At 42.3% G+C, this 20567-nt stretch carries 21 protein-coding genes; 5 read left to right on the top strand and 16 right to left on the bottom strand.

The window, feature by feature from the left end; translation table 11 throughout:
- Positions 1 to 15: 15 nt before the first annotated feature.
- The 14 genes from AC3CHU_RS03175 to AC3CHU_RS03110 all read right to left on the bottom strand — a co-directional run bounded on the left by AC3CHU_RS03175 (position 16) and on the right by AC3CHU_RS03110 (position 12629).
- Positions 16 to 1020, bottom strand: coding sequence for a tetratricopeptide repeat protein (locus AC3CHU_RS03175; protein WP_171329104.1), 1005 nt, complete (start codon positions 1018 to 1020; stop codon positions 16 to 18).
- Complete coding sequence (locus tag AC3CHU_RS03170) at positions 1017 to 1988, bottom strand: type II secretion system F family protein (RefSeq protein WP_488525058.1); 972 nt, start codon at positions 1986 to 1988, stop codon at positions 1017 to 1019. The genes AC3CHU_RS03175 and AC3CHU_RS03170 overlap by 4 nt, the downstream gene beginning before the upstream one ends.
- Positions 1989 to 1991: 3 nt before the next feature.
- The gene (locus AC3CHU_RS03165; RefSeq protein WP_114633953.1) at positions 1992 to 2957 is read right to left on the bottom strand and encodes a type II secretion system F family protein; all 966 of its coding nucleotides are present in this window, start codon (positions 2955 to 2957) and stop codon (positions 1992 to 1994) included.
- 9 nt (positions 2958 to 2966) lie between these two features.
- Positions 2967 to 4415, bottom strand: coding sequence for a TadA family conjugal transfer-associated ATPase (locus AC3CHU_RS03160; protein ID WP_488525057.1), 1449 nt, complete (start codon positions 4413 to 4415; stop codon positions 2967 to 2969).
- 33 nt (positions 4416 to 4448) lie between these two features.
- Positions 4449 to 5669, bottom strand: coding sequence for an AAA family ATPase (locus AC3CHU_RS03155; RefSeq protein ID WP_488525056.1), 1221 nt, complete (start codon positions 5667 to 5669; stop codon positions 4449 to 4451).
- A gap of 24 nt (positions 5670 to 5693) precedes the next feature.
- Positions 5694 to 6179, bottom strand: coding sequence for a TadE/TadG family type IV pilus assembly protein (locus AC3CHU_RS03150; RefSeq protein ID WP_029224628.1), 486 nt, complete (start codon positions 6177 to 6179; stop codon positions 5694 to 5696).
- Positions 6179 to 6607: a TadE/TadG family type IV pilus assembly protein gene (locus AC3CHU_RS03145; RefSeq protein WP_029224629.1), complete on the bottom strand. Its 429-nt coding sequence runs from the start codon at positions 6605 to 6607 to the stop codon at positions 6179 to 6181. The genes AC3CHU_RS03150 and AC3CHU_RS03145 overlap by 1 nt, the downstream gene beginning before the upstream one ends.
- A gap of 2 nt (positions 6608 to 6609) precedes the next feature.
- Positions 6610 to 7878 carry a TadE/TadG family type IV pilus assembly protein gene (locus AC3CHU_RS03140; RefSeq protein WP_017084221.1) on the bottom strand — a complete coding sequence of 423 codons (1269 nt, stop codon included), beginning with the start codon at positions 7876 to 7878 and terminating at the stop codon, positions 6610 to 6612.
- 16 nt (positions 7879 to 7894) lie between these two features.
- The gene (locus tag AC3CHU_RS03135) at positions 7895 to 8191 is read right to left on the bottom strand and encodes a hypothetical protein (RefSeq protein WP_488525055.1); all 297 of its coding nucleotides are present in this window, start codon (positions 8189 to 8191) and stop codon (positions 7895 to 7897) included.
- Entirely contained in the window at positions 8154 to 9608 is a 1455-nt protein-coding gene (locus tag AC3CHU_RS03130) for a type II and III secretion system protein family protein (RefSeq protein ID WP_488525054.1), read from the bottom strand. Before AC3CHU_RS03130 ends, AC3CHU_RS03135 begins: the two co-directional genes overlap by 38 nt.
- Positions 9609 to 9616: 8 nt before the next feature.
- Complete coding sequence (gene cpaB / locus AC3CHU_RS03125; RefSeq protein WP_017080023.1) at positions 9617 to 10366, bottom strand: Flp pilus assembly protein CpaB; 750 nt, start codon at positions 10364 to 10366, stop codon at positions 9617 to 9619.
- A complete protein-coding gene (locus tag AC3CHU_RS03120) occupies positions 10359 to 11708 on the bottom strand; it encodes a P-loop NTPase family protein (RefSeq protein ID WP_081229529.1) in 1350 nt (449 codons plus the stop codon). The genes cpaB and AC3CHU_RS03120 overlap by 8 nt, the downstream gene beginning before the upstream one ends.
- A gap of 37 nt (positions 11709 to 11745) precedes the next feature.
- A complete protein-coding gene (locus tag AC3CHU_RS03115) occupies positions 11746 to 12276 on the bottom strand; it encodes a prepilin peptidase (RefSeq protein WP_488525053.1) in 531 nt (176 codons plus the stop codon).
- A 173-nt stretch (positions 12277 to 12449) separates the two neighbouring features.
- Positions 12450 to 12629, bottom strand: coding sequence for a Flp family type IVb pilin (locus AC3CHU_RS03110; protein WP_182795634.1), 180 nt, complete (start codon positions 12627 to 12629; stop codon positions 12450 to 12452).
- 194 nt (positions 12630 to 12823) lie between these two features.
- Between AC3CHU_RS03110 and AC3CHU_RS03105 the strand changes: the two genes are divergently transcribed.
- The 3 genes from AC3CHU_RS03105 (at position 12824) to AC3CHU_RS03095 (ending at position 16583) form a co-directional block, all read left to right on the top strand.
- Positions 12824 to 13567, top strand: a complete 744-nt coding sequence (locus AC3CHU_RS03105; RefSeq protein WP_488525052.1) for a helix-turn-helix domain-containing protein — start codon at positions 12824 to 12826, stop codon at positions 13565 to 13567.
- 83 nt (positions 13568 to 13650) lie between these two features.
- Positions 13651 to 15339 carry an AMP-binding protein gene (locus tag AC3CHU_RS03100; protein WP_488525051.1) on the top strand — a complete coding sequence of 563 codons (1689 nt, stop codon included), beginning with the start codon at positions 13651 to 13653 and terminating at the stop codon, positions 15337 to 15339.
- Positions 15340 to 15677: 338 nt separating this feature from the next.
- Positions 15678 to 16583: a LysR substrate-binding domain-containing protein gene (locus tag AC3CHU_RS03095; protein ID WP_488525050.1), complete on the top strand. Its 906-nt coding sequence runs from the start codon at positions 15678 to 15680 to the stop codon at positions 16581 to 16583.
- A 161-nt stretch (positions 16584 to 16744) separates the two neighbouring features.
- Here AC3CHU_RS03095 and AC3CHU_RS03090 read toward each other — a convergent pair whose 3' ends face one another.
- Positions 16745 to 16951 carry a DUF1127 domain-containing protein gene (locus tag AC3CHU_RS03090; RefSeq protein WP_054547531.1) on the bottom strand — a complete coding sequence of 69 codons (207 nt, stop codon included), beginning with the start codon at positions 16949 to 16951 and terminating at the stop codon, positions 16745 to 16747.
- A 103-nt stretch (positions 16952 to 17054) separates the two neighbouring features.
- On the opposite strand from AC3CHU_RS03090, the gene AC3CHU_RS03085 reads away from it, so the two are divergent.
- Both AC3CHU_RS03085 and AC3CHU_RS03080 read left to right on the top strand, forming a co-directional pair.
- The gene (locus AC3CHU_RS03085; RefSeq protein ID WP_488525049.1) at positions 17055 to 18005 is read left to right on the top strand and encodes a LysR substrate-binding domain-containing protein; all 951 of its coding nucleotides are present in this window, start codon (positions 17055 to 17057) and stop codon (positions 18003 to 18005) included.
- Between the two features lie 45 nt (positions 18006 to 18050).
- A complete protein-coding gene (locus AC3CHU_RS03080) occupies positions 18051 to 18269 on the top strand; it encodes a VF530 family protein (protein WP_054547529.1) in 219 nt (72 codons plus the stop codon).
- Positions 18270 to 18378: 109 nt separating this feature from the next.
- On the opposite strand, the gene fusA is transcribed toward AC3CHU_RS03080, so the two are convergent.
- Positions 18379 to 20466: an elongation factor G gene (fusA, locus tag AC3CHU_RS03075; RefSeq protein ID WP_004734469.1), complete on the bottom strand. Its 2088-nt coding sequence runs from the start codon at positions 20464 to 20466 to the stop codon at positions 18379 to 18381.
- Positions 20467 to 20567: the final 101 nt, after the last annotated feature.

Genomic DNA, 20567 nt, shown 5'->3' with positions numbered 1-20567 from the left:
GCCAAAGTCAAATCATTACTGTTCCATCTCTCTCACTTCTGCTAACGCTCTGTTTAAGTTTTCATTCGCTACTTTGTAATAAGATGATTTTTTATCGATAGCTTGTTGTAAATAAGGAACTGCCTGATCGGGCTTTCCTTGTAATATCAAGAAGTAGCCGACATTATTTAACGCCTCCGGAGCTTCCATATGCCTCATGAATACGTTGGTTGCTTTTTTAATATCCCCAGACGCTAAATAAATAAGTGCCAGATTATTCTGAGCTTTTTCATTATTCGGCTCTAACTCTAAAGCTGAACGCGTGTACTGATACGCTTCCTTGTAGTTACCGTACATGTAGTGAGAATAGCCCATATTCAGCAAAGCTTTGACTGAACTTTTATCTATCGTCAGTGACTTTTTAAAGTACTCTTGTGCAATCTGATGCTTCCCGTCAACATCTTCCAGTACCCCAATCCCCATATACGCCAATGATGGAGACATACTATCGACCTTCAAACTGGCCACTTCACTTTGGTTCAATGCTTGGTAGTTTTGGATAGTTTCACTGCTTTTTAAACGAACTTGGTCTGAATTAATCGCTTTAAAGAAATAACTACGTCCTTCATCTGTGCGACGTTGTTTGGTGTATAGAACGCCTAACTGCTCCAACACTTCTGTGTGGGCAGGGTTAAAATCTAGCGCAGCAAGGTAAGCTCTCTCGGCCAACGCATAATTACCGCGAGATGAATGTATTTGGCCAATAGTGAACAGGGTTTTATCGTGAAACTCTTTTTCAGGGAAAGACAAAGAGCGTATGTATTCATACAACGCCAAGTCTATGTTGTTGTCTCGCAGAGCAATGTCACCGCGCATAATTGCTTCTTTTTCATTAAGAGGTGGCTCATCGCTAGTTAAAGTATCGATTGGCTTACCGGAATACAATTCTGCATCAAATTGATTAGTTGGTTCATCAGAAGAAGCACAACCGAGTAGCAAGACTGGCAATAAAAGAAGAAGAAACTTATTGTAGAAAATCATAAACTTGCTCCCGGCGCACTTAATGCGTCCATTACAATCAAGAGTCCAGGGCCAAGTGCAACAATGAAAAAGCAAGGCCAAATAAATATCAACATGGGAAATAACATTTTAGTCGGTATTTTCGCCGCGATTTCTTCAGCGGCTTGCTGACGCTTATCTCTAAAGTCTTCGGTATAGTCACGGAGCGTTTGCGCTAAACTTCCGCCCATTCTCGATGCATGAGAAAGCAAAGAAACCAAACCTTCCAATTCGACTAAACCGGTTCGTTCAATAAGCTGCCTAAGCGCATCAGGCATAGTGACGCCAGCTTGGATTTTGGCAAACACAGTCTCTAGTTCATCCGCAAGCTCCGGCTGAGAGATATAGAGTTCTGATGCAACACGTCCAAGAGCTACATTAAAGCCAAGTCCTGATTCAGTACATACAACAAGAAGATCAAGCGCATCAGGGACGCCGTTTCTGATTTTTTTCTGACGCTCTTTTTGTAGCTTACTGAGAATAATATTAGGTGTGAATGTGCCAAGAAAAACACAGGTCATGATGAGTAAATTATTATAATCTCCGCCCAACGCTATGTAATAAACCATAAAGCCCGCGACGATACCTATCAAGCTAGATAAAACCTTCAACGCATAGAAAACCGATAACGAACTCTTCTCATGGAACCCGGCATGCATCAACTTTTCCGAGTAAGTTTCATTATCTTTTTTATTACCTTTACTTATAAAAGGGCTTAATGATTCTAACGTATTTGAGAAGTCGTATGGTTTTCTGCCAGTCGGTGCCCCGTCTTCTGATATCTGTCTCAGTTTCTTGTCCAAAGGAGAACGAGCTCCTAAAAATAGAAATCCAAGCGTTAGTGTTAACAAGACTGTTGTAAGCAAAATCATCGAATAGATAACCATCTGAGAGCTAACTCCAAAGTCTGCTAACATCTGCTTCCAAACTTCAATATTTAATAATTCCATAGGTTAAATCTCTATGCTGATGATCTTTTTAATCCACAAGGCTCCGATAGCCAAAAGAACAATACCGACACTGACCATCGAGAGACCGCGAGGATCTTTATAGAGTGGCTCTATATACTCGGGGCTAGCGACCCTTAAGGCGAAGAACAAACCAAATGGGGATAACGTTAAGATCCATGCTGATAAACGACTTTCAGCAGAGAGCGTTTTGATTTTTCTTTCCAGTTTAAAACGCGCTCTCAGTACTTCAGATACCTTTTGCAGGTTTTCAGATAAGTTACCCCCAGTCTCTTTTTGCAACATTACGGCACTAGAAAATGCCAACATTGAGACGGTTGGTACTCGTTCTGTCATCTGTAGAATCGCTAAGCGTAAGTCATAACCATAGTTAAGTAGGTTATAGGTATTTTTAAATTCAATACCGATTGGATCTGGAAGTTCTTCGCCAACTTCATTGAATGATTGGACGAGCGGTTGTCCTGCTTGCAATGCGCGTCGAATAATATCTAAAGCCTCAGGAAGTTGTTCCTCAAATCGAGCCATTCGGTAAGTCACTCGATTTTGCACAAATAGATAAGCGATAACCCAAACAAAAATGAACGCCGCGACACTAATGAACCATACTTGGTTGGTCATTATCGATATCAACGTGAGTGACACACCACAAAGAGAAACAATAAGTAAGAACCTGCTTAACGTCACTTTCATACCGGCTAGTTCCAACATTTTTTTCAAGCCAGCGAAGAAAGAAATAACGATGAGCTTACGATCTAGCGGGGACAGCTCTTTGTTATAGTGTTCTTTGAGTAATGACAAACTCTCTGCATCGATATTACGTTGCGTCTCTTTCAAACGTCGAGACAACTCTTTGTGCTTCGCTTTTTTCCCTGCAGCAGGGAGCAACAAAGCTTGAGAGATAAAAAGCACCGCAATGAATAATAGACCTAATGAAACGCTTACATTGTCCATAATCTCTCCTTAACGTTTGGTCTCACTAAAGAGCTCGAAAGGCAGGTCGAGTCCACGTTTGACTAACTGGTCATGGTATTGAGGAACGACCCCCGTTGCCGTGAAATAACCGATAATATTGCCGTCTTCATCAATACCTTTACGCTGAAAACGGAATATTTCCGACATCGTGATCACCTCACCTTCCATGCCGTTGATCTCTTGGATACTCACCATACGACGCTTACCATCTTCTTGGCGTTCCATTTGAACAACAAGGTGGATAGCCGAAGCAATCTGAGCTCGTAAGTTTTTGGTTGATATGTTCCACCCTGCCATCGAGAACATGTTTTCGACACGACTTAAGGCATCACGGGGGGTATTCGCGTGAATGGTCGCAAGAGAACCATCATGACCGGTATTCATCGCCGCTAGCATGTCAACGGCTTCGCTACCTCGCACCTCCCCAACCACGATTCGGTCTGGTCGCATACGCAAGGTATTTTTAACCAATTCGCGCTGACTGATTTCTCCCTTCCCTTCTAGGTTCGCAGGACGGGTTTCTAGGCGAATGACATGTGGTTGTTGCAGTTGTAATTCTGCCGAGTCTTCTATGGTAATAATTCTTTGGTCTCGCGGAATGAAACCAGAAAAGATATTCAGTGTGGTTGTTTTCCCTGACCCCGTCCCTCCTGAAATCAAGATATTCAGCTCACCTTTCACCGCAGCCTCTACAAATTTAGCCATCTGAGGCGAGACTGAGTCGTAACCAATTAAGTTATCCATCGTCAAACGATCGACGGCAAAACGACGAATCGAAACTGAAGGGCCATCGAGTGCGAGAGGCGGGATAATCGCATTCACACGGGAACCATCAACTAAGCGGGCATCTACCATAGGTGATGCTTCATCTATCCGACGACCAACCTGACTGACGATACGGTCAATAATGTTTCTTAAATGGCGGTCATCAAGAAAAGTATAGGGCGTTTTTTCGAGTTTACCCCTTCGCTCAACGTAAACACTTTTTGGGCCGTTGACCAATATATCCGACACAGTTTGATCAGCTAATAAGGGTTCCAATGGGCCAAGGCCAAAAACTTCATCTTCTATCTGTTTGATGACCCGTTTACGACCTTCTGCGCTGAGTGCATGACTACCATCATCAGCCATCAACTGAACGATAGCTTCATGCAAATCTAGCTTGGCGCGCTCTTTCTCCAAGCTAGAAAGTAATCCTAAGTCTAACGTTTCAAGCAACTGCTTGTGAAAGAAGTGTTTGATTGATAATTCTTGCTCCAGTACTTTTCGAGCTTCATCGATCGCTTTCTCCTTTTCAATGCTCGCTTCTGTCCGAGAGTGACTGGACGTCTCAACACTTGATAAACGTTCAACAGGATTGGCATCTTCTGAATCATGCGAAATCTGTTCTACTTTTTTTTCAAACTCTGGATTTACATTTTTTCGTTTAAAGAACATCACAATCCCTCGTGTTTACTTTTCATCAACCCATTATGAAAACAACTTTTTCAGCCACCCTTTCTCTTCTTGCTCCGGTGGTGAAAGAACATGAGATAAGTCGATGATAGAGCGAGTAATAGAGCTTTTTTTTCTCGACTGAACTAACGGCTGCCCCAAGTTGGCACTCTCTAGCGCGACTTTAAAATCATTTGGCATAAGGTGTATGTCGTGGTTGCCCACTGCTTGCTCAATGTCTTTCAACTTAATTGAATGTCGCTTTTCATAACGGTTGAGAATGACCTCTATTGAATCGCTTTGTATGCCGTACTCAAATTTCAGAGATTTAATTAATCGACTTGTGTTTTTTACTGACACTAAGCTCTGTTGCAAAACCAAAAGTACTTTAGTCGCGGGTGATATTGCTGATGCAAACACGTGATCTAATCCTCTAGATAGGTCAATGATCACATAAGGGTAGAAACGACGCAGAATTGGAAGTAATCTGCCAATTTTCTGAGCCTGCTCGAAGTCATCAGCGTTATTTTCATGTTTAAAGCTTAGAACATGGAGACCTGATTCGTGTTTATTTACCAAAGAGCCCAAAGACATTTCATCCAAATCATTCGAATTGTTGATCGCATCCGAAACGCTATAAGTCGGTACTATGTTCAAATAGTCTGGAATCACGCCAAACTGAAGATCGATATCGAGTAAAAGAACTTCATTAGGGTGTTGAGTGGCCATCTCAATGGCAGTATTTAGCGCCAAGGTGGTTGCCCCCATCCCTCCTTTGGTATTCAAAAACAAGATAAACTCTCCGTAACTGGAGTTTTCAAGCTTTTCGGAAGCGGTTTTCTTCAATAATGGAAGTAAATCCGATAGAGTCACATTATGAGACAGAAAATCTGAAGCCCCTAAGCGAAGTGCGATTTTTAATGATCCATTATCACTTTCATCACCGAGCACAACTAAAGACAAATCCTTGTCTTCTAAAGACAAATCATACCCTTGCAACTCAACCATTTTTTGCGCCCAATTCCCATTAGCTTCAACGAAAATAAGCTCTGGGACATCTGCACTTTTCAGGTATTCCTCACTCATTGCCGCAAGAGAAAACGACATTACATGAACATTTCGGCATTTTTTTAGTTCTTTACTCATATGCGAATGAAAGCCGTCAGTACTGTAGACTAACCAAACCTTTAGATTCGTTCTTAAACGCGTCATATCCTTATCGTTTTCATTCGGCGTTATTTTGATCGCTTCCCCCATACCGCTACTCCTGTAATAAATAACTTATGGACACCGATTCCTTTTTTCAGAGTCCGCCCTAACCACACCCAAGCTTTCAGCTGGTAATATTGTTTCAAACGCAGGGGCAGCAAGAAATCCATTCTCTCCTAGAAAGCTTAGGTTACTGATTAACTGAATGCCATAACCCGTAGCCCTAGCACGTACAAACTTAATACTGCCAAAGTTAGCTTCAAAATCAGAAGCAACCTCTCCCCCGCTCGCGTCTAAGTAAGCCACTTCTAAGTTAGCATTAGTAAATCCAACAAGAGGAATATCATCCACCACCATTCCCGCAATATTGTCTCTATCTAGGACGTAACATACAGTCGCTAACCTAGCAGCCTTCCTAGTCGCTTCACTGACCATTTGCAGCGAAAATATATAGGCACCTAACGCTAAAATGAGGAAGAGCAGCAGAAAAATTAATGATGAGACCAAAGTGAACTCAATAATGGCAAGCCCTTTGGTTCGTCTTTTAAGTCTTATCATCACAGCACCCTCATCACTGAAGTCACACTTAATGGAACAGCAAAACTCTCATTCGAAAAAGGGATAGACAAAAAGAGTGGAACATAATCATACGTCACACTAACTCGTACATAACTGTCGCCTGAAGGCGGGGTTACGGTCACATCCGATGTCGTCAATGAAGATAATACAGCTGTTCCTGCGCTGTTCTGACCATAGACCACCACATTCTGAATTTCAGACGTCGGTGCGATGGTTCCACCAATGGTTCCATACACTTCACTAACCGCATAACGAGCGCCATTCTGCACTGACTTCGATATCACATTGTAATGAACAAGAATATTGCCAAGCTCTAGAACTAAGACTAGAAAAAACAGTAAAACGGGAGTCGCGATGACCATCTCTACGGCAGCAAACCCCTGTTGAAATTGATTAGATGGCTTCATGATCAAGATTCCCCACTATTGGGGTCTTTATACAGAACAATCTTATAAGTCCCTTCCGTTGTCGACGTTGTACTACCAGATCCACCAGCAACACTGCAAGAGTGGATAAACTCACCAAAAACGGCGGGTGTACCTGAGTTGTTAGTTGGAGCTTTTTGTAACAAGAAAAAGCAGCCAATTTTGTTTACGGTAAAGTCAGTTGCACCACCACTTTTACCTGAGCAATCAACCATAGGAATGGGTAAAATACGACGCCAAGCAACACCATTAGATGCACACCCGGAACCACCGTTTGCTATACAGGCGTTGGTATCTGACTCATATTGAGCATAGGTATAACTTCCGTCAGAATCTATCTCTCCCGTACCTGCATCAATCGTTATTTCATTGGTAGGTTCTGTGGTTACATAATCTGAAGGGTAATCGGATGCCGATAAGCCACCACCATAATCGCCAAAACGAGTATTCAAACCATCGCCTGTGGGGCCAACCGTGCCACCTGGTTTGGTCGTGATATCTTCACCAATTTTGACTGGCTGGTCATAGCTACCACCTAAACCTTCTTTGACGGTTTTACCACCGGAACCGAAATCCAACAGATGATAATTACCGTTGCCCATTTCTGACAAGCTACTGTCACCCACCTTCAATGCGTGGACCGTTCCGACTTCATATCCAAATACATTAACTATCTCTTCGCCTGTCACATCGTGATAGCCATCTTCTGGGTCAATATCGTTATCCGAAGTGCCATCACCAATACACACCCCAATGGGTACAACGTTATTAACTACATCTTGCCCAGAGCTTGGCCCAGCAACGGCACTTGCCGATACTTCCTTATCAAGACCAAACATATGAATGAAAAATTCATCCATCTCTAGTGCATCTACGCGAACTCGCACATAAACATCATCACTTGCACCGAACGTCGCCGTGCCAGTAAAATCTTGTGGGTCATTCGAATAATCAATGCTTATAGAAGCGGTCGAGAAATCAATTTCTTGGTTCCCTGTTGAAGCCGCCATGGCATTGAGCGCCGTACCGACTTCTGCATCCACCGCGTCTTTATCTTTGCTATTGTCTAATATGGTTGCGGCAGCCAGCGCTGCAGAATCAACCGCATTTTGTAAGCGCGTTTTATTTACAACCATATGGTTTATGTCTACAGCTAGCGCTGAGACCGCTAGAAAAACCAACAAGGCAGCAGTAATCATCACCACAACTAAGCCTTGTTGTTTTTTAGGGCTTTGTGATACTCGATACAACATATGAGTACCTCCAGATTTAGTTAAAATCTTCTAAGATCTGGCTACTACTTCCGGACAGATCGTTTTCACCTTTGCCAACATATCTGTCGTAACCAGTCTGCATCCGCTCCCCTGTACCATCAGGTACTTCGAGTAAATTCTCTTGGGTAGCATTAGGGTTATACGTTTGCTCTGTTTTCACTAGTGCTACCGAATGCCCTAAACGAGCATCGTTCGCACAGCCAACTAATAACATTGCGAGAAAGATCATCATTATTTTAGTCATATCTATCCCCTTATAAATCATGCCCAAATGAGCCTTCGCTACCACCATCGGTCGGTGATATATCCTGTGAAGCTTGAGATTGCTCTGAATCAGATTCAGACGGTGCAGCTATGTAAGCACTTCGGCCTAACAAATAGTATTCCAAGTCATTAGGGTCCACAAAGGCATCAGTTGGCAGTGTTACTTTACTTCGATCCACCGGTTTGGCGAGTCGAGGCGTAACAAGAATGACCAGCTCAGTTTCTCCAGACACATACTCTTGACTATTAAAGAGCTGACCTAAAATAGGAACATCACCAATACCCGGCATTTTGTTGCTGACATCTCTGACATTCTCACTGAGTAAACCCGCAATACCGATTGTTTGGCCGTCGGCTAGCTCAAGTGTTGATGACGCGCTACGTCGAGTAATAGGTGGGATAAAATAAGTCGCATTTGTGGTACCCGGATCAATGGTCAATGAGCTGGTATTGGCTATCTCACTAACATCAACGGCTAGATTTAAATTGATTTTTTTGTCACTGAGTACCGTCGGTATAAACTTAAGCCCTACACCGTATTCTTTGTATTCAATGGTAATGCCATCTTCGTCTGGCACAGGGATAGGAAATTCACCACCCGCTAAAAACTCAGCCTTAGAACCACTTAATGCGGTTAAGTTAGGTTCAGCCAATACCTTAGCGACCCCGTTTTGTTTTGCTACGTCCAGTGCGAAAGTAAACAGAGTATTACTATCAATGAAAGACCCTAAAATGCCGTAGTCCGTCGACGTGGGAATATTGAAGATAGGCGTAGCTCCTAATACTCCGGCAGGTACAGAAGACGCCCCCCAAGAAAAGTCAGAACCACTGGTTTGGAAAAAATGGAAGTTCGCATCAAACTTTCTCACTAAGCTTCTTTGAACCTCGGCAACCGTCACCTCTAACATAACCTGTTGCGCGCCACCTATAGACATCAGGTTAATAACACCTGTCGCTGCAGCTTGTTCACTGCCGCTTTCTTTGGATTCGTCAGCAGCCTGCCCTGATGAATAAGTTTCCGCGATTCGCATCGCCACATTCATTTGTTGCTGGTTACTGACCTGACCACTCAGCAACAAACGGTTCTGCGCGCTGTGCACTTCAATAGTTTCATCAGGAAGAAACTCATACAATTTAGCTTTGAGGCTATTAAGATCATGAGTAACCTCAATATTAATAGACTCGATCAACTGACCTCGTGAATCCCAAGCCATTAGGTTTGTCGCACCTAATTTTTTGCCGATTAAGAACAATTCATTTGATTTTAAAATTACAATATCTAAGACTTCAGGATCACCAAGAGAAACCTTCGCCGCTTTTCCCGACAGCACCACATGCGTAGATTTATGATGTGGAACCGTGACTGTTTTTCCCGTCTGTAACGCCGCAACACTGGCCGTCGAAAAACAAATCAGGCTCAAAACACACGCAATTAATATTTTCATATTTCACCTCAATCCTTGACGCGCACATTAGATGTTTCTGTACCTTTGATAATGGTGACACTTGGTCTAGGCACATATCGACGAACCACTTTTTTCTCAACTTCATGTGGGTTTCTCAAAGTCAGCTGAATGCTGCCTTTGCTTTTAGCCGTGAGAAGTTTCTCGGCCTCTTTCGGCGTCATCTCAAGAGTTACCGCTCGTACAATAATCGGACTGTTTTCTTTCGTTTTAGCTGTTTGGTCTACAGCCAAAACCTTAATATCTTTAAGAACGGTTTGAGTCGCTGCAGAGTTTTTTCCGTAAGAAACGGTATTGAGAATATCAACCTTATTCCCAGGTAATAAGAAACCGGCCACACCAATAACATCATCAACACGTATCGTTACCGCACGTTTATTTTCAGGGATAAGAGCGGCAAGTGTTGACCCTTCTCCTGGTACAGTAAATCGTAACTTGTGAAGCACCTCTCCGGCATAGATAGTATTCGCAACAACCTTGCCAATCAGATCCGCTTTATCCGAATAGTTATTTTCATTAATCCAATCAACTTCCATCAACCGAGTAGTTAAGAACTGATCTTCGATAATGGTTCCGGCTTCAATTTCTTGTGATGCGACAACAACGGGGTGACGCTCAACCGTTTCAACTTCAACGGTTGGCTGAACTTGATCATCCATCCACTGCTTAGCAAAAAATACAGCCGCCAAGCCGAATACTACGGACAGTAAAAACAGTAGGAAAACTTGACTCTTATTCATTATTCTCTTCCTCGTGTCCATCAGAGGTAAAATAGACTTCCCATGCCATGGAAAGAATATCGAATGTAATAACAGGTGGGAGTTGCTCAAACGAAAGAATGTCTTTGCTTATACCAACGAGATCTTTCGGCAAACAAGGGAAAAGTGGTACCTTAAGAAGCGTGTGCATTTGAGACAAACGCTCAAAGAAACCATCTTGAAGCTCTACCTCTTTATCAGCGACGACGCTCATCCATAAAGCTTCATAATCTCGCTGATTCAACGGCTTGAATTCAATTTTATAACCTAAACGACGTAAAAATGCAGGGTCGCTTATTTTCTTGGGATTTAGATTGGTAGAAAAGGCAAGCGTTAGAACAAACGGCATCGTGATTTGCTGGCCATTAGGTAGCGATAAATAATCAAAGGAATATTCCATTGGTACAATCCAACGATTAAGCAAAGCATCGACAGGCATGGGCTGACGACCAAGGTCATCAATGATAAAAATCCCATTATTTGCCATCATTTGTACAGGCGCTAACCAAACACGACTGTTCTCAGAATGATTAACTTCAAGCATATCCATAGTCAGTTCTCCACCCACCTGAATATTCGGCCTTTCACAATTAAGCCAACGCTTGTCGTATTGATCTTTGAGGGAAATACTCTGATCGCTGCCATTACTATCCAACGGTTTATGATGTTGTGCGGAAAATACCTTAATGATATTACCTAATGCATAAACGGCATAAGGAATGAAAACAGACGTATGCAGCGCATTGACAATACGTGAAGCTACAAATGTTTTACCCGTCCCCGCATGCCCATACAGCAACAAGGCACGCCCGGAATTGATTGCTGGCCCCAATACCGAAATCATTTTGTCGACACCATATACATCATTCAGTGCTGCTTCGACATGTGGCCGAGTCACTAGCTCTGCTCTTAGATCCTGCTGCTTGACCACATCACTATATTGAGTAAGTGAAACGGGGGCAGGACCTAAATAAGCATCACGTTTAAAGGCAAGATCAGCTTCTTCAAGTCCTTTCTCAGAAAGGGAATAGCGAACGTGACTATGAGATGCAGATGAGAGAGAAAGGTTAGAGGTTGGTTGAAAAACTTCAATCAATGACTTTGTTCTCAACACAGCCAACGCACTTTCAACAATATGTGTCACAACACACAAATAGTTAGAAAGCTCTAAAACATCCGACTTGGGGTAGGCTGACAGGTGCTTCAACACAAGGTTTTCTATAACAACTTCAGGAACACCCAGCATATCAATAGATGTAGGAACGGCTGGGGCTGAAATTTGAGGCTTCAAAGTTGTTGGAGCAGTACGCCCTATAATATCCATATATTATTCCTCTCCATGAAGCTAACCAACAACAGATTTAAGTAAAGTAGCTATACATCGCCAATCCCATGACAACAGAGGGTGCAAAAGGCATCGTCACCTTATTTGAATACCTAGCGTGCAAACTCGCACTTTCATCTAATACTGGTGCCACTCCACCAAGCACAATCAGCTTATTTTCAAAATAGCCTTTGATGCTAAGACTGTTCGAGTTGGAAAAGTTATATAGCAGGTAGAAAGTCCCGATCACTCCAGAAGAAAGTAAGATAAAGTACGACGCACCAAGTAACTGTCCCCACCCGAGATACATCCCCACAATACCCAATAACTTCACATCTCCTGCAGACATAGCTCTTAAAAAATATAAGAGCAATCCAAAACAAAAAAACACTACGAATCCAACGAAGGACATTAAGAAAACATCAAAGGAGTAATTGCGGTTAAACATTGATAAGAAATACACAAACAAAAACAGTATCAATATTTTGTTTGGTATACGATGTTTCTCAACATCGTATACCGAAACTGCAATTAGCAATGCCCAAAAAACTGAAGGCTCATTAATCATATATAAAATTCACACACTCGATATGATACTCTGGAATTTACTAAGTAAGGCCGCTGCCATCCCAGAAAAAACCAATCCAACAGCAAGAACGAGCGAGGCTGCACCGATCACATACTCAGTAGTTGTAAGTCCTTTTTGTTGTCCAATTTTTTTCTTATCCATGACGCTATCAACTACGGGGTGCCGACATTGGCAACAATGGTGTTTAATTTGGTTGCTAGAGTAGTGCCCAATCCAGAGAATACCGTGGTTAAACCTAACACTAATAATGCTGCACCGATTACGTACTCGATAACAGTCAACCCTTCTTCATCTTTCATGAATTCTTTACAATTATTCAAAAACTTATCCATGAGAACCTCTCCTTGATTTTAGTATCAGGCTTTGTTTACCTGTAAACTAAATCTAGAGGTGAGAGATATATTCGGTTAGGATTTTCTTGCCATTCACTTGCACTTTTTTGTGGTACTTCTAATCTAATTATTATGCATCGTAATTTATCTATTTTTAAACTCACAGTTTAATATGAAATAGAGTTGGTATTTATATGAAAGTAGTAACACCTTTATTATCAGATAAAGACAGTGAATTTAATGCTGTTATTATCAATAAAATAAGCCACTACTTCCCTATTGAAAATTGTAAGCAAGACATATCTGTAATCAGTGACTTAGATGTCAGACTAGTATTTTTTATATTGAATAGACCGGATAAACTTCAACTACTTACAATGGCGTTATCTATTTGCGAGAACTTGAACAAGAGAATTGTCATTATTTGCTCGGATCCGTTACCTAATATCGTTCGAAATCATAAGAATATATTTTTCATTATCGAAACAAACAGTAATCATCTGACCAGTACATTCGAAGAACTTAAGAGTAAAACACAGCATATCTTCGAACCTCACTTTGATATCGACCGAGATACAAACAACAACAATCAATTACCTGCAAAGTTGTTTACCTCTGAAGTCGTTAACTTTGTTATGGACAACATCAACAAAGAAATCAGAGAAACAGAAATCGCAGAAAAGTGTCATTGTTCAACAACCTACTTTTCTAAGAAGTTTCATCTACACTTTGGGGTAAGTTTTAGAGACTTTGTGTGCGATAAACGAATCCTGTTAGCCAAAAAGTTAATCGAAGCCGATACCGAATCAAAAATAGCTGTTATTTCTTACCAATGTGGCTACAAGGATGTGTCGTATTTTTCAAGAATCTTTAAGAAAAGGACCGGAGTAACACCCGCAAGTTACAGACGTGCCTGCACGGATAACAGAAAACGCTAATTTTACTCCCTAAAAGAAAAAACCATGGTACATTTAACATGATTTTAACAAAAATAACTTAGCGAAAAACATGGAGTTAGACAATGATTCAGCCTAACGAGTTTAGCCAAGAAAAAGCAACAGCTCTCCCTACACCCAATGACATGATTTTAAAATGGGCAGAAGAACGCCCAGATGAAGTCTATTTAAAACAAATCATCAACCGCCAATTTGTTGAATTTACTTATAAAGAAGTGGCCGACAAAGCACTAAAACTGGCGTCAGCATTAGAAGGATTCGGAGCCCAACCCGGCGATCGAGTCGCTCTCGTTTCAAAAAACTGTGCAGAGTGGTTTATCTGTGATCTTGCCATGATGTTAGGAGATTTTGTCAGCGTCCCAATCTTTCCAACAGCGGGTGCAGACACCATTCAATACTGTATTGAACACAGTGAAAGTAAGATCGTAATTGCAGGTAAGCTTGATGATCCTAAAGCTACTCAAAAAGTACTCGATGATAATCCGAGTCTAATTAGTATCTCGTTACCCTACGATACTGCCGCTAAGTGCCAGCACACTTTTGAGCAACTTATCGAGACACATGAACCCTCAACCAAACGACCTCAGCATCACGATGATAAGCTGATGTCGCTTGTGTATACTTCGGGTACGTCTGGGTTACCGAAAGGCGCAATGCTCACGTATGGTGCCTTTACATGGTCTGTTCAGAGGTTAATCGATCACATTGGTATCCAACCCGGCGATCGCCTGTTTTCTTATCTGCCGCTTGCCCATATAACCGAACGAGTGTACATCTTTGGTTCTTCAGTGATGGGGGGGGTGGTTACTGCTTTCCCTGAATCTTTAGACACATTTATTGATGATGTAAAAATGCATCGTCCAACTTTGTTTATTTCAGTTCCTCGTTTATGGACTCTATTCCAACAACGAATCCAAGATAAGCTTCCACAGAAAAAACTGAACTTCTTACTTAAAATTCCGTTCGTGAATAACCTCATTAAGAAGAAACTGGCTGATGGTCTGGGGTTAGACCAAGCTCGCGTTCTTGGCTGTGGCTCAGCTCCGGTATCACCAGCTCTACTTGCATGGTATGAGAGTGTTGGCCTACACATTACCGAAGCTTGGGGAATGACTGAGTCTTTCGCCTACAGCACGATTAACCACCCGTTTAGAGCAGACAAAATTGGCACTGTAGGTAATGCTGGTCCGGGCATTGAACTCAAAATTGCAGAAGACGAAGAGATTTTAGTTCGAAGCAAAGGCATGTTCTCTGGTTATTACAAAAATGACATTGCAACTCAAGAATCTTTTAACTCAGAAGGTTGGCTTCATACGGGTGACATTGGTGATATTGACAGCGAAGGCTATTTAACGATTCGTGGGCGTAAGAAAGATACCTTTAAAACCGCGAAAGGCAAGTTTGTCGCTCCTGTACCAATCGAAAATAAACTCTTTGAGTACAGTCGTGTCGAAATGATGTGTTTGATAGGCTTAGGCTTACCTGGCCCTATCCTGCTCGTAGTACCGCATGACTTCCCTAATTTTGATCGGGCTCGTTACGAAAGAACAAGCAAACGCGTCATTGAAAAAATGAACGAACAGTTAGCTTCGCATGAGAAGATCAAAGGCGTACTGATGATTAAGGAACCATGGAGCATCGATAATGGTGTTCTTACTCCAACTCTCAAGATAAAGCGACACATCCTTGAGCAGAAATACCATGAAGTCGGTCATAACTGGCCGAAAGATAAATTGGTAGTTTGGGAAGAGTAATCAAAATAGAGAAGGAGCCTGTACGGCTCCTTTTTTGTAAGCTCAACTTATAAGTATTTAGTGTAATCAGCCGCATCATTGCTCCCATAGTCCAGACCGATGTCCTCCCTCATTCGACTGCTCAGCGTTTCCGAACTAATAACTTGTCTCGATTTAGCCGTCTTACTCATCTTGGTTATATCATTAACTTTAAGCATCTGATTAACAAATCTGCCGACCCAACAGGTTATTGTTTTCATTTTCTCTCTCTTGTATTCCTTGTTTATTTGTCGCTATTATGGAAATAACCTGTTCGATAAGCGAACAACCATTGTTAACAAGGACTATAAGCTGAGATTATGGACAATAGACTGCGCCACCTTTCTGGTCTCCGTTATTTTGAAGTTGCAGCACGCTTAAATAGCTACAGTAAAGCTGCTGAAGAACTGTTTGTTAGCCAAGCAGCCGTCAGCCAAAAGATCCGCCAACTAGAAGAACAGCTTGGATGTAAGCTTTTTATTCGTAAAGGACGCGTAATGGCCTTAACACAAGAAGGACGTACCCTTTTTAAGCATGTCTCGGACGGGTTCGAAGAGATAATCGTAGGATTAAATAAGATCCAATCAGAGCCCCTTCAAGGCGTTCTTGTTGTTAGCAGCCCTCCTTCATTTGCTTCCCGCTGGCTGCTGCCGAGGCTTTGGAAATTCTCAGTCAAACACCCTGAGATTCCAATTAAGGTGCTAACAGCGTCTGATACCCCAAATTTAAAACATGGTGAGATTGATGTGGCTATTCTACAAGGCGAGGACCTATGTGTTGAGGAAGGCTTGAGTCTTGAGATGCTAATCAACGAACCCATCTATCCTTTTTGTTCACCTGAACTGGCCAACTCTTTAAAGTTCACGTCACCTGAACAATTACTCAAATGTTGGTTAATTCAATTTAATAGCGGATGCTTCCCTTGGGAAGAGTGGTTCAAACAAGCCAACATATCCACTCAAGGCAAAACAATGCAGTGGATGGAAGTGGGTACCTTCGATATGGGGTTAACGACTGTCATGGCTGGACATGGGGTCTGCCTTGCTACAGATAGCTTGGCTGGTGATTTTATCGAACGTAACCTACTCGTTAAGCCATTCAATATTGGGATGACACCCGGTGTTCAGGTCAATCTCTGCTTTGATCCTAGCTCTCCAAGAAAAGAGCGAGTGACTGCGTTTACTCATTGGTTACATGAAGAAGTAAACGAGGTATTGGAGAACTAGCTCTGCCTATCAGCTTCTGAAATAAACAGTTCCCCAATAACTAAATACAGAATAGCAACGTAACTCTTCCACGCCGACAAAGCTATGTTGAGTAAAAACTATGTAGGGTAAAAACAGCGTTAAATAAAATCCACCTTGAGTAAAAGCTACGCTGCCCTGACTCACTCCCAAAACGATTTCTTCAGTTCTTGATCGACTTGATCCTGCGTAATCCCGACATCTATCAATAAATACTCTGGTAACTCAGACAGCTGCTTTCTGGTTCTACGATTCTGAAGATAACGCTCAAAGTTAGAATAGAATTTCTTAACTGATAACGATGACAAAAATGAATGGTTGGTATTTTCGGTTGCTGTGATCGTATTCATAGCCTTTCTCCTGTTGATCTTTCGCTTTGTTATGGTCAATAATCGACCAACAGAGCAACATCGACAAACGATAGATACTGACATTCAGTTAAGGAAAACTAATGTGAGAGAACGAACCCCACCATTTCAAGGGATCTATTACTTTTACACTGCAGCTGAAACTGGCAGTTTTAAACTCGCGGCTGAAAAGCTGTTTGTCACGGCAGCCGCCGTCAGCCAACAAGTTCGCCAACTTGAAGAGTGGTTAGGTGCAGACTTGTTTATTCGCCAGCACCGAAAAATAGTACTCACTCACGAAGGTGAAGTACTTTACCTGCAAGCTAAGAAAGGCTTTGCCCACATTCAAGATGGTGTGAGGCGAATTAACCAAGACCCAAACCCTACTCAACTTTCTATTTCAACCGTGCCATCATTTGCCCAACATTGGTTGGTTCCTAGAATTGGTGACTTTCGCGATCGCCACCCTGACCTATCCATGCTGATTGAACCGACCAATAAGCTAGTCACGTTTGAAGATTCTAATGTCGATGTCTGCGTTCGGTATGGTCACGGTAACTACCCAAATATCGAGTCTCGTTGGTTAATGGACGAGGTGGTTTACCCAGTTTGTCACCCGATTTATCAAGAGAAGCATGGGATCCATGACATTGACGATCTGCATAAAGCTGAATTGATTGAAGATCGATGGCCAGATATGGATTGGAATCTATGGCTAGACATTGTTGGAGCGAAGGCTGGACGCTCATCATTGCAATTTGATGGCTCGCATTTTGTTTTAGAAGGTGCATTATCCGTACAAGGCGTTGCTCTTGTGAAGCACAGTTTGGTGTATCGGTATTTGCAGGAAAAGAAACTCGTTCGAATCGGTAACATCGCACTTAAGCCCAAATACAATTACTTCCTATGTGCGCCAGATGGATACTTTCATCGCGAGAAAATCAAACGCTTTGAAGCTTGGATGCAAAGTCAGGTTCAGTTATTTGGAAATAAAGGTCGAGAAGAACTAACTATTATCGAGACAGATTACCAACTTAAATGGTCTGATAATTCATAAAGCGAAACTGGTATACTGAGCTCAAATAAATGGCGAGAACATCTCATGACACAAGAAAATAACCCGCTTCACGGCATAACACTGCAGAAGCTACTGACTGAATTGGTTGAGCATTACGGTTGGGAAGAGTTGAGTTATATGGTGAATATCAACTGCTTTAAAAAAGACCCAAGCATTAAATCTAGCTTAAAGTTTTTGCGTAAAACAGACTGGGCTCGAGTGAAGGTTGAGTCGATTTACATTGAGCTAAAACAGAACTCTTAAGTCTTCGTCTTAGTCTTAGTCTTCGTCTTCGTCTTCCAAGAGTAAGATAACAAAAAGCCCCGCAAGCTTTCACTTGCGGGGCTTTTTAGTTAATTTAGAAAAGAGCTAATTACTTACCAGCTTCTTTTTCTGCTTTAACTTTAGCGATTACTTCTTCTGCCACGTTCATTGGACATGGAGAGTACTGTGCGAATTCCATAGAGAATTGGCCACGGCCTGAAGTAATTGTACGTAGGTGACCGATGTAACCAAACATTTCTGAAAGTGGTACGTCAGCTTTAATACGAACGCCAGTTACGCCAGCTTGTTGATCTTTGATCATGCCACGACGACGGTTAAGGTCACCGATAACATCACCAACGTGATCTTCTGGAGTAAATACGTCAACGTTCATGATTGGCTCAAGAAGTTGCGCGCCAGCTTTAGGCATAGATTGACGGAATGCACCTTTAGCTGCGATTTCAAATGCGATTGCAGATGAATCGACTGCGTGGAAACCACCATCGTAAAGTTCAACTTCAACGTCTAGCGTAGGGAAGCCAGCTAGTACGCCGTTTTCCATCATGCCACCAAAGCCTTTCTCAACAGCAGGCCAGAATTCTTTAGGTACGTTACCGCCAACAACTTTTGAAGAGAACGTAAAGCCAGAACCAGGTTCGCCAGGCTTGATACGGTAATCGATCTTACCGAATTGACCAGAACCACCAGACTGTTTCTTATGCGTGTAGCTATCTTCAATTGCTTGAGTGATAGTTTCACGGTAAGCAACTTGAGGAGCACCAACTGTTAGGTCAACGCCGTAAGTACGCTTAAGGATATCTACCTTGATGTCTAGGTGAAGCTCACCCATACCTTTCAGGATAGTTTCGCCAGTTTCTTCGTCAGTTTCAACTTGGAAAGATGGATCTTCTGCAACCATTTTACCGATAGCGATACCCATTTTCTCAGAACCGCCTTTATCTTTTGGAGATACAGCGATAGAGATTACTGGAGTTGGGAATACCATTGGCTCAAGCGTTACTTGATCTTTAGGATCACATAGAGTGTGACCTGTTTGCACGTTCTTCATACCAACGATCGCAATGATGTCACCAGCTTGTGCGCTAGTTAGTTCGTTACGGTCATCAGCTTGCATCTCAACCATACGGCCAACACGCTCAGTTTTACCTGTGAATGAGTTAAGAATCGTGTCGCCTTTGTTCAATTTACCAGAGTAAATACGAACGAAAGTTAGAGCACCGAAACGGTCATCCATGATTTTGAATGCAAGCGCTTTAAACGTTTCTTCAGTAGAAACGATAGCGTGGTTGCCAGTTTCTTCGCCGTTCTCGTCCATTAGAGGTTGAGGATCAACTTCAGTTGGAGAAGGTAGGTAATCTACAACAGCGTCAAGAATGATTTGAACACCCTTGTTCTTGAATGCAGAACCACAGTAAGTTGGGAAGAACGCTAGGTCACGAGTACCTTTACGGATACAACGCTTGATGTCTTCGATAGAAGGCTCTTCACCTTCCATGTAAGCTTCCATTAGGTCATCGTCTTGCTCTACAGCAGTTTCGATTAGCTCTTCACGGTATTGCTCTACGTCGTCTACCATGTCCGCAGGAACATCTAGAATTTCGTAGTTTTCAGGAAGACCAGTGTCATCCCAAACGTATGCTTTACGGCTTAGAAGGTCTACAACACCCACGAATTCATCTTCGCGGCCGATTGGTAGAACCATAACTAGAGGAGTTGCACCTAGAACGTTTTTAACTTGGTCAACAACGTTGTAGAAATCTGCACCCATACGGTCTAGTTTGTTAACGAAGATCAGACGAGATACTTCTGATTCGTTAGCGTAGCGCCAGTTAGTTTCTGATTGTGGTTCAACACCACCAGAACCACAGAATACACCGATACCGCCATCAAGTACTTTAAGAGAACGGTATACTTCAACTGTGAAGTCAACGTGTCCAGGAGTATCGATAACGTTTAGACGGTGACCGTTCCAGAAACAGCTTACAGCTGCTGATTGGATAGTAATTCCGCGCTCAGCTTCCTGTTCCATGAAGTCAGTAGTTGATTCGCCATCATGTACTTCACCAGTCTTGTGGATCTGACCAGTTAGCTTAAGGATACGCTCAGTGGTAGTTGTTTTACCCGCATCAACGTGCGCGAAAATACCAATGTTTCTGTATTTCGATAAATCTGCCATTGTCTTACTCTGTTAATAGGATATAAAATGCGCGCAGAGTATATCACAATCTGTGAAGACTGATAGCTTTGCATGCATTTGGGACTAAAAAACTTTGCCTT

It is taken from the genome of Vibrio sp. QJM3NY_39, assembly GCF_057785895.1.
The sequence above is the reverse complement of the archived record's forward strand: the minus strand, read 5'-3'. Positions and strand labels throughout refer to the sequence as shown.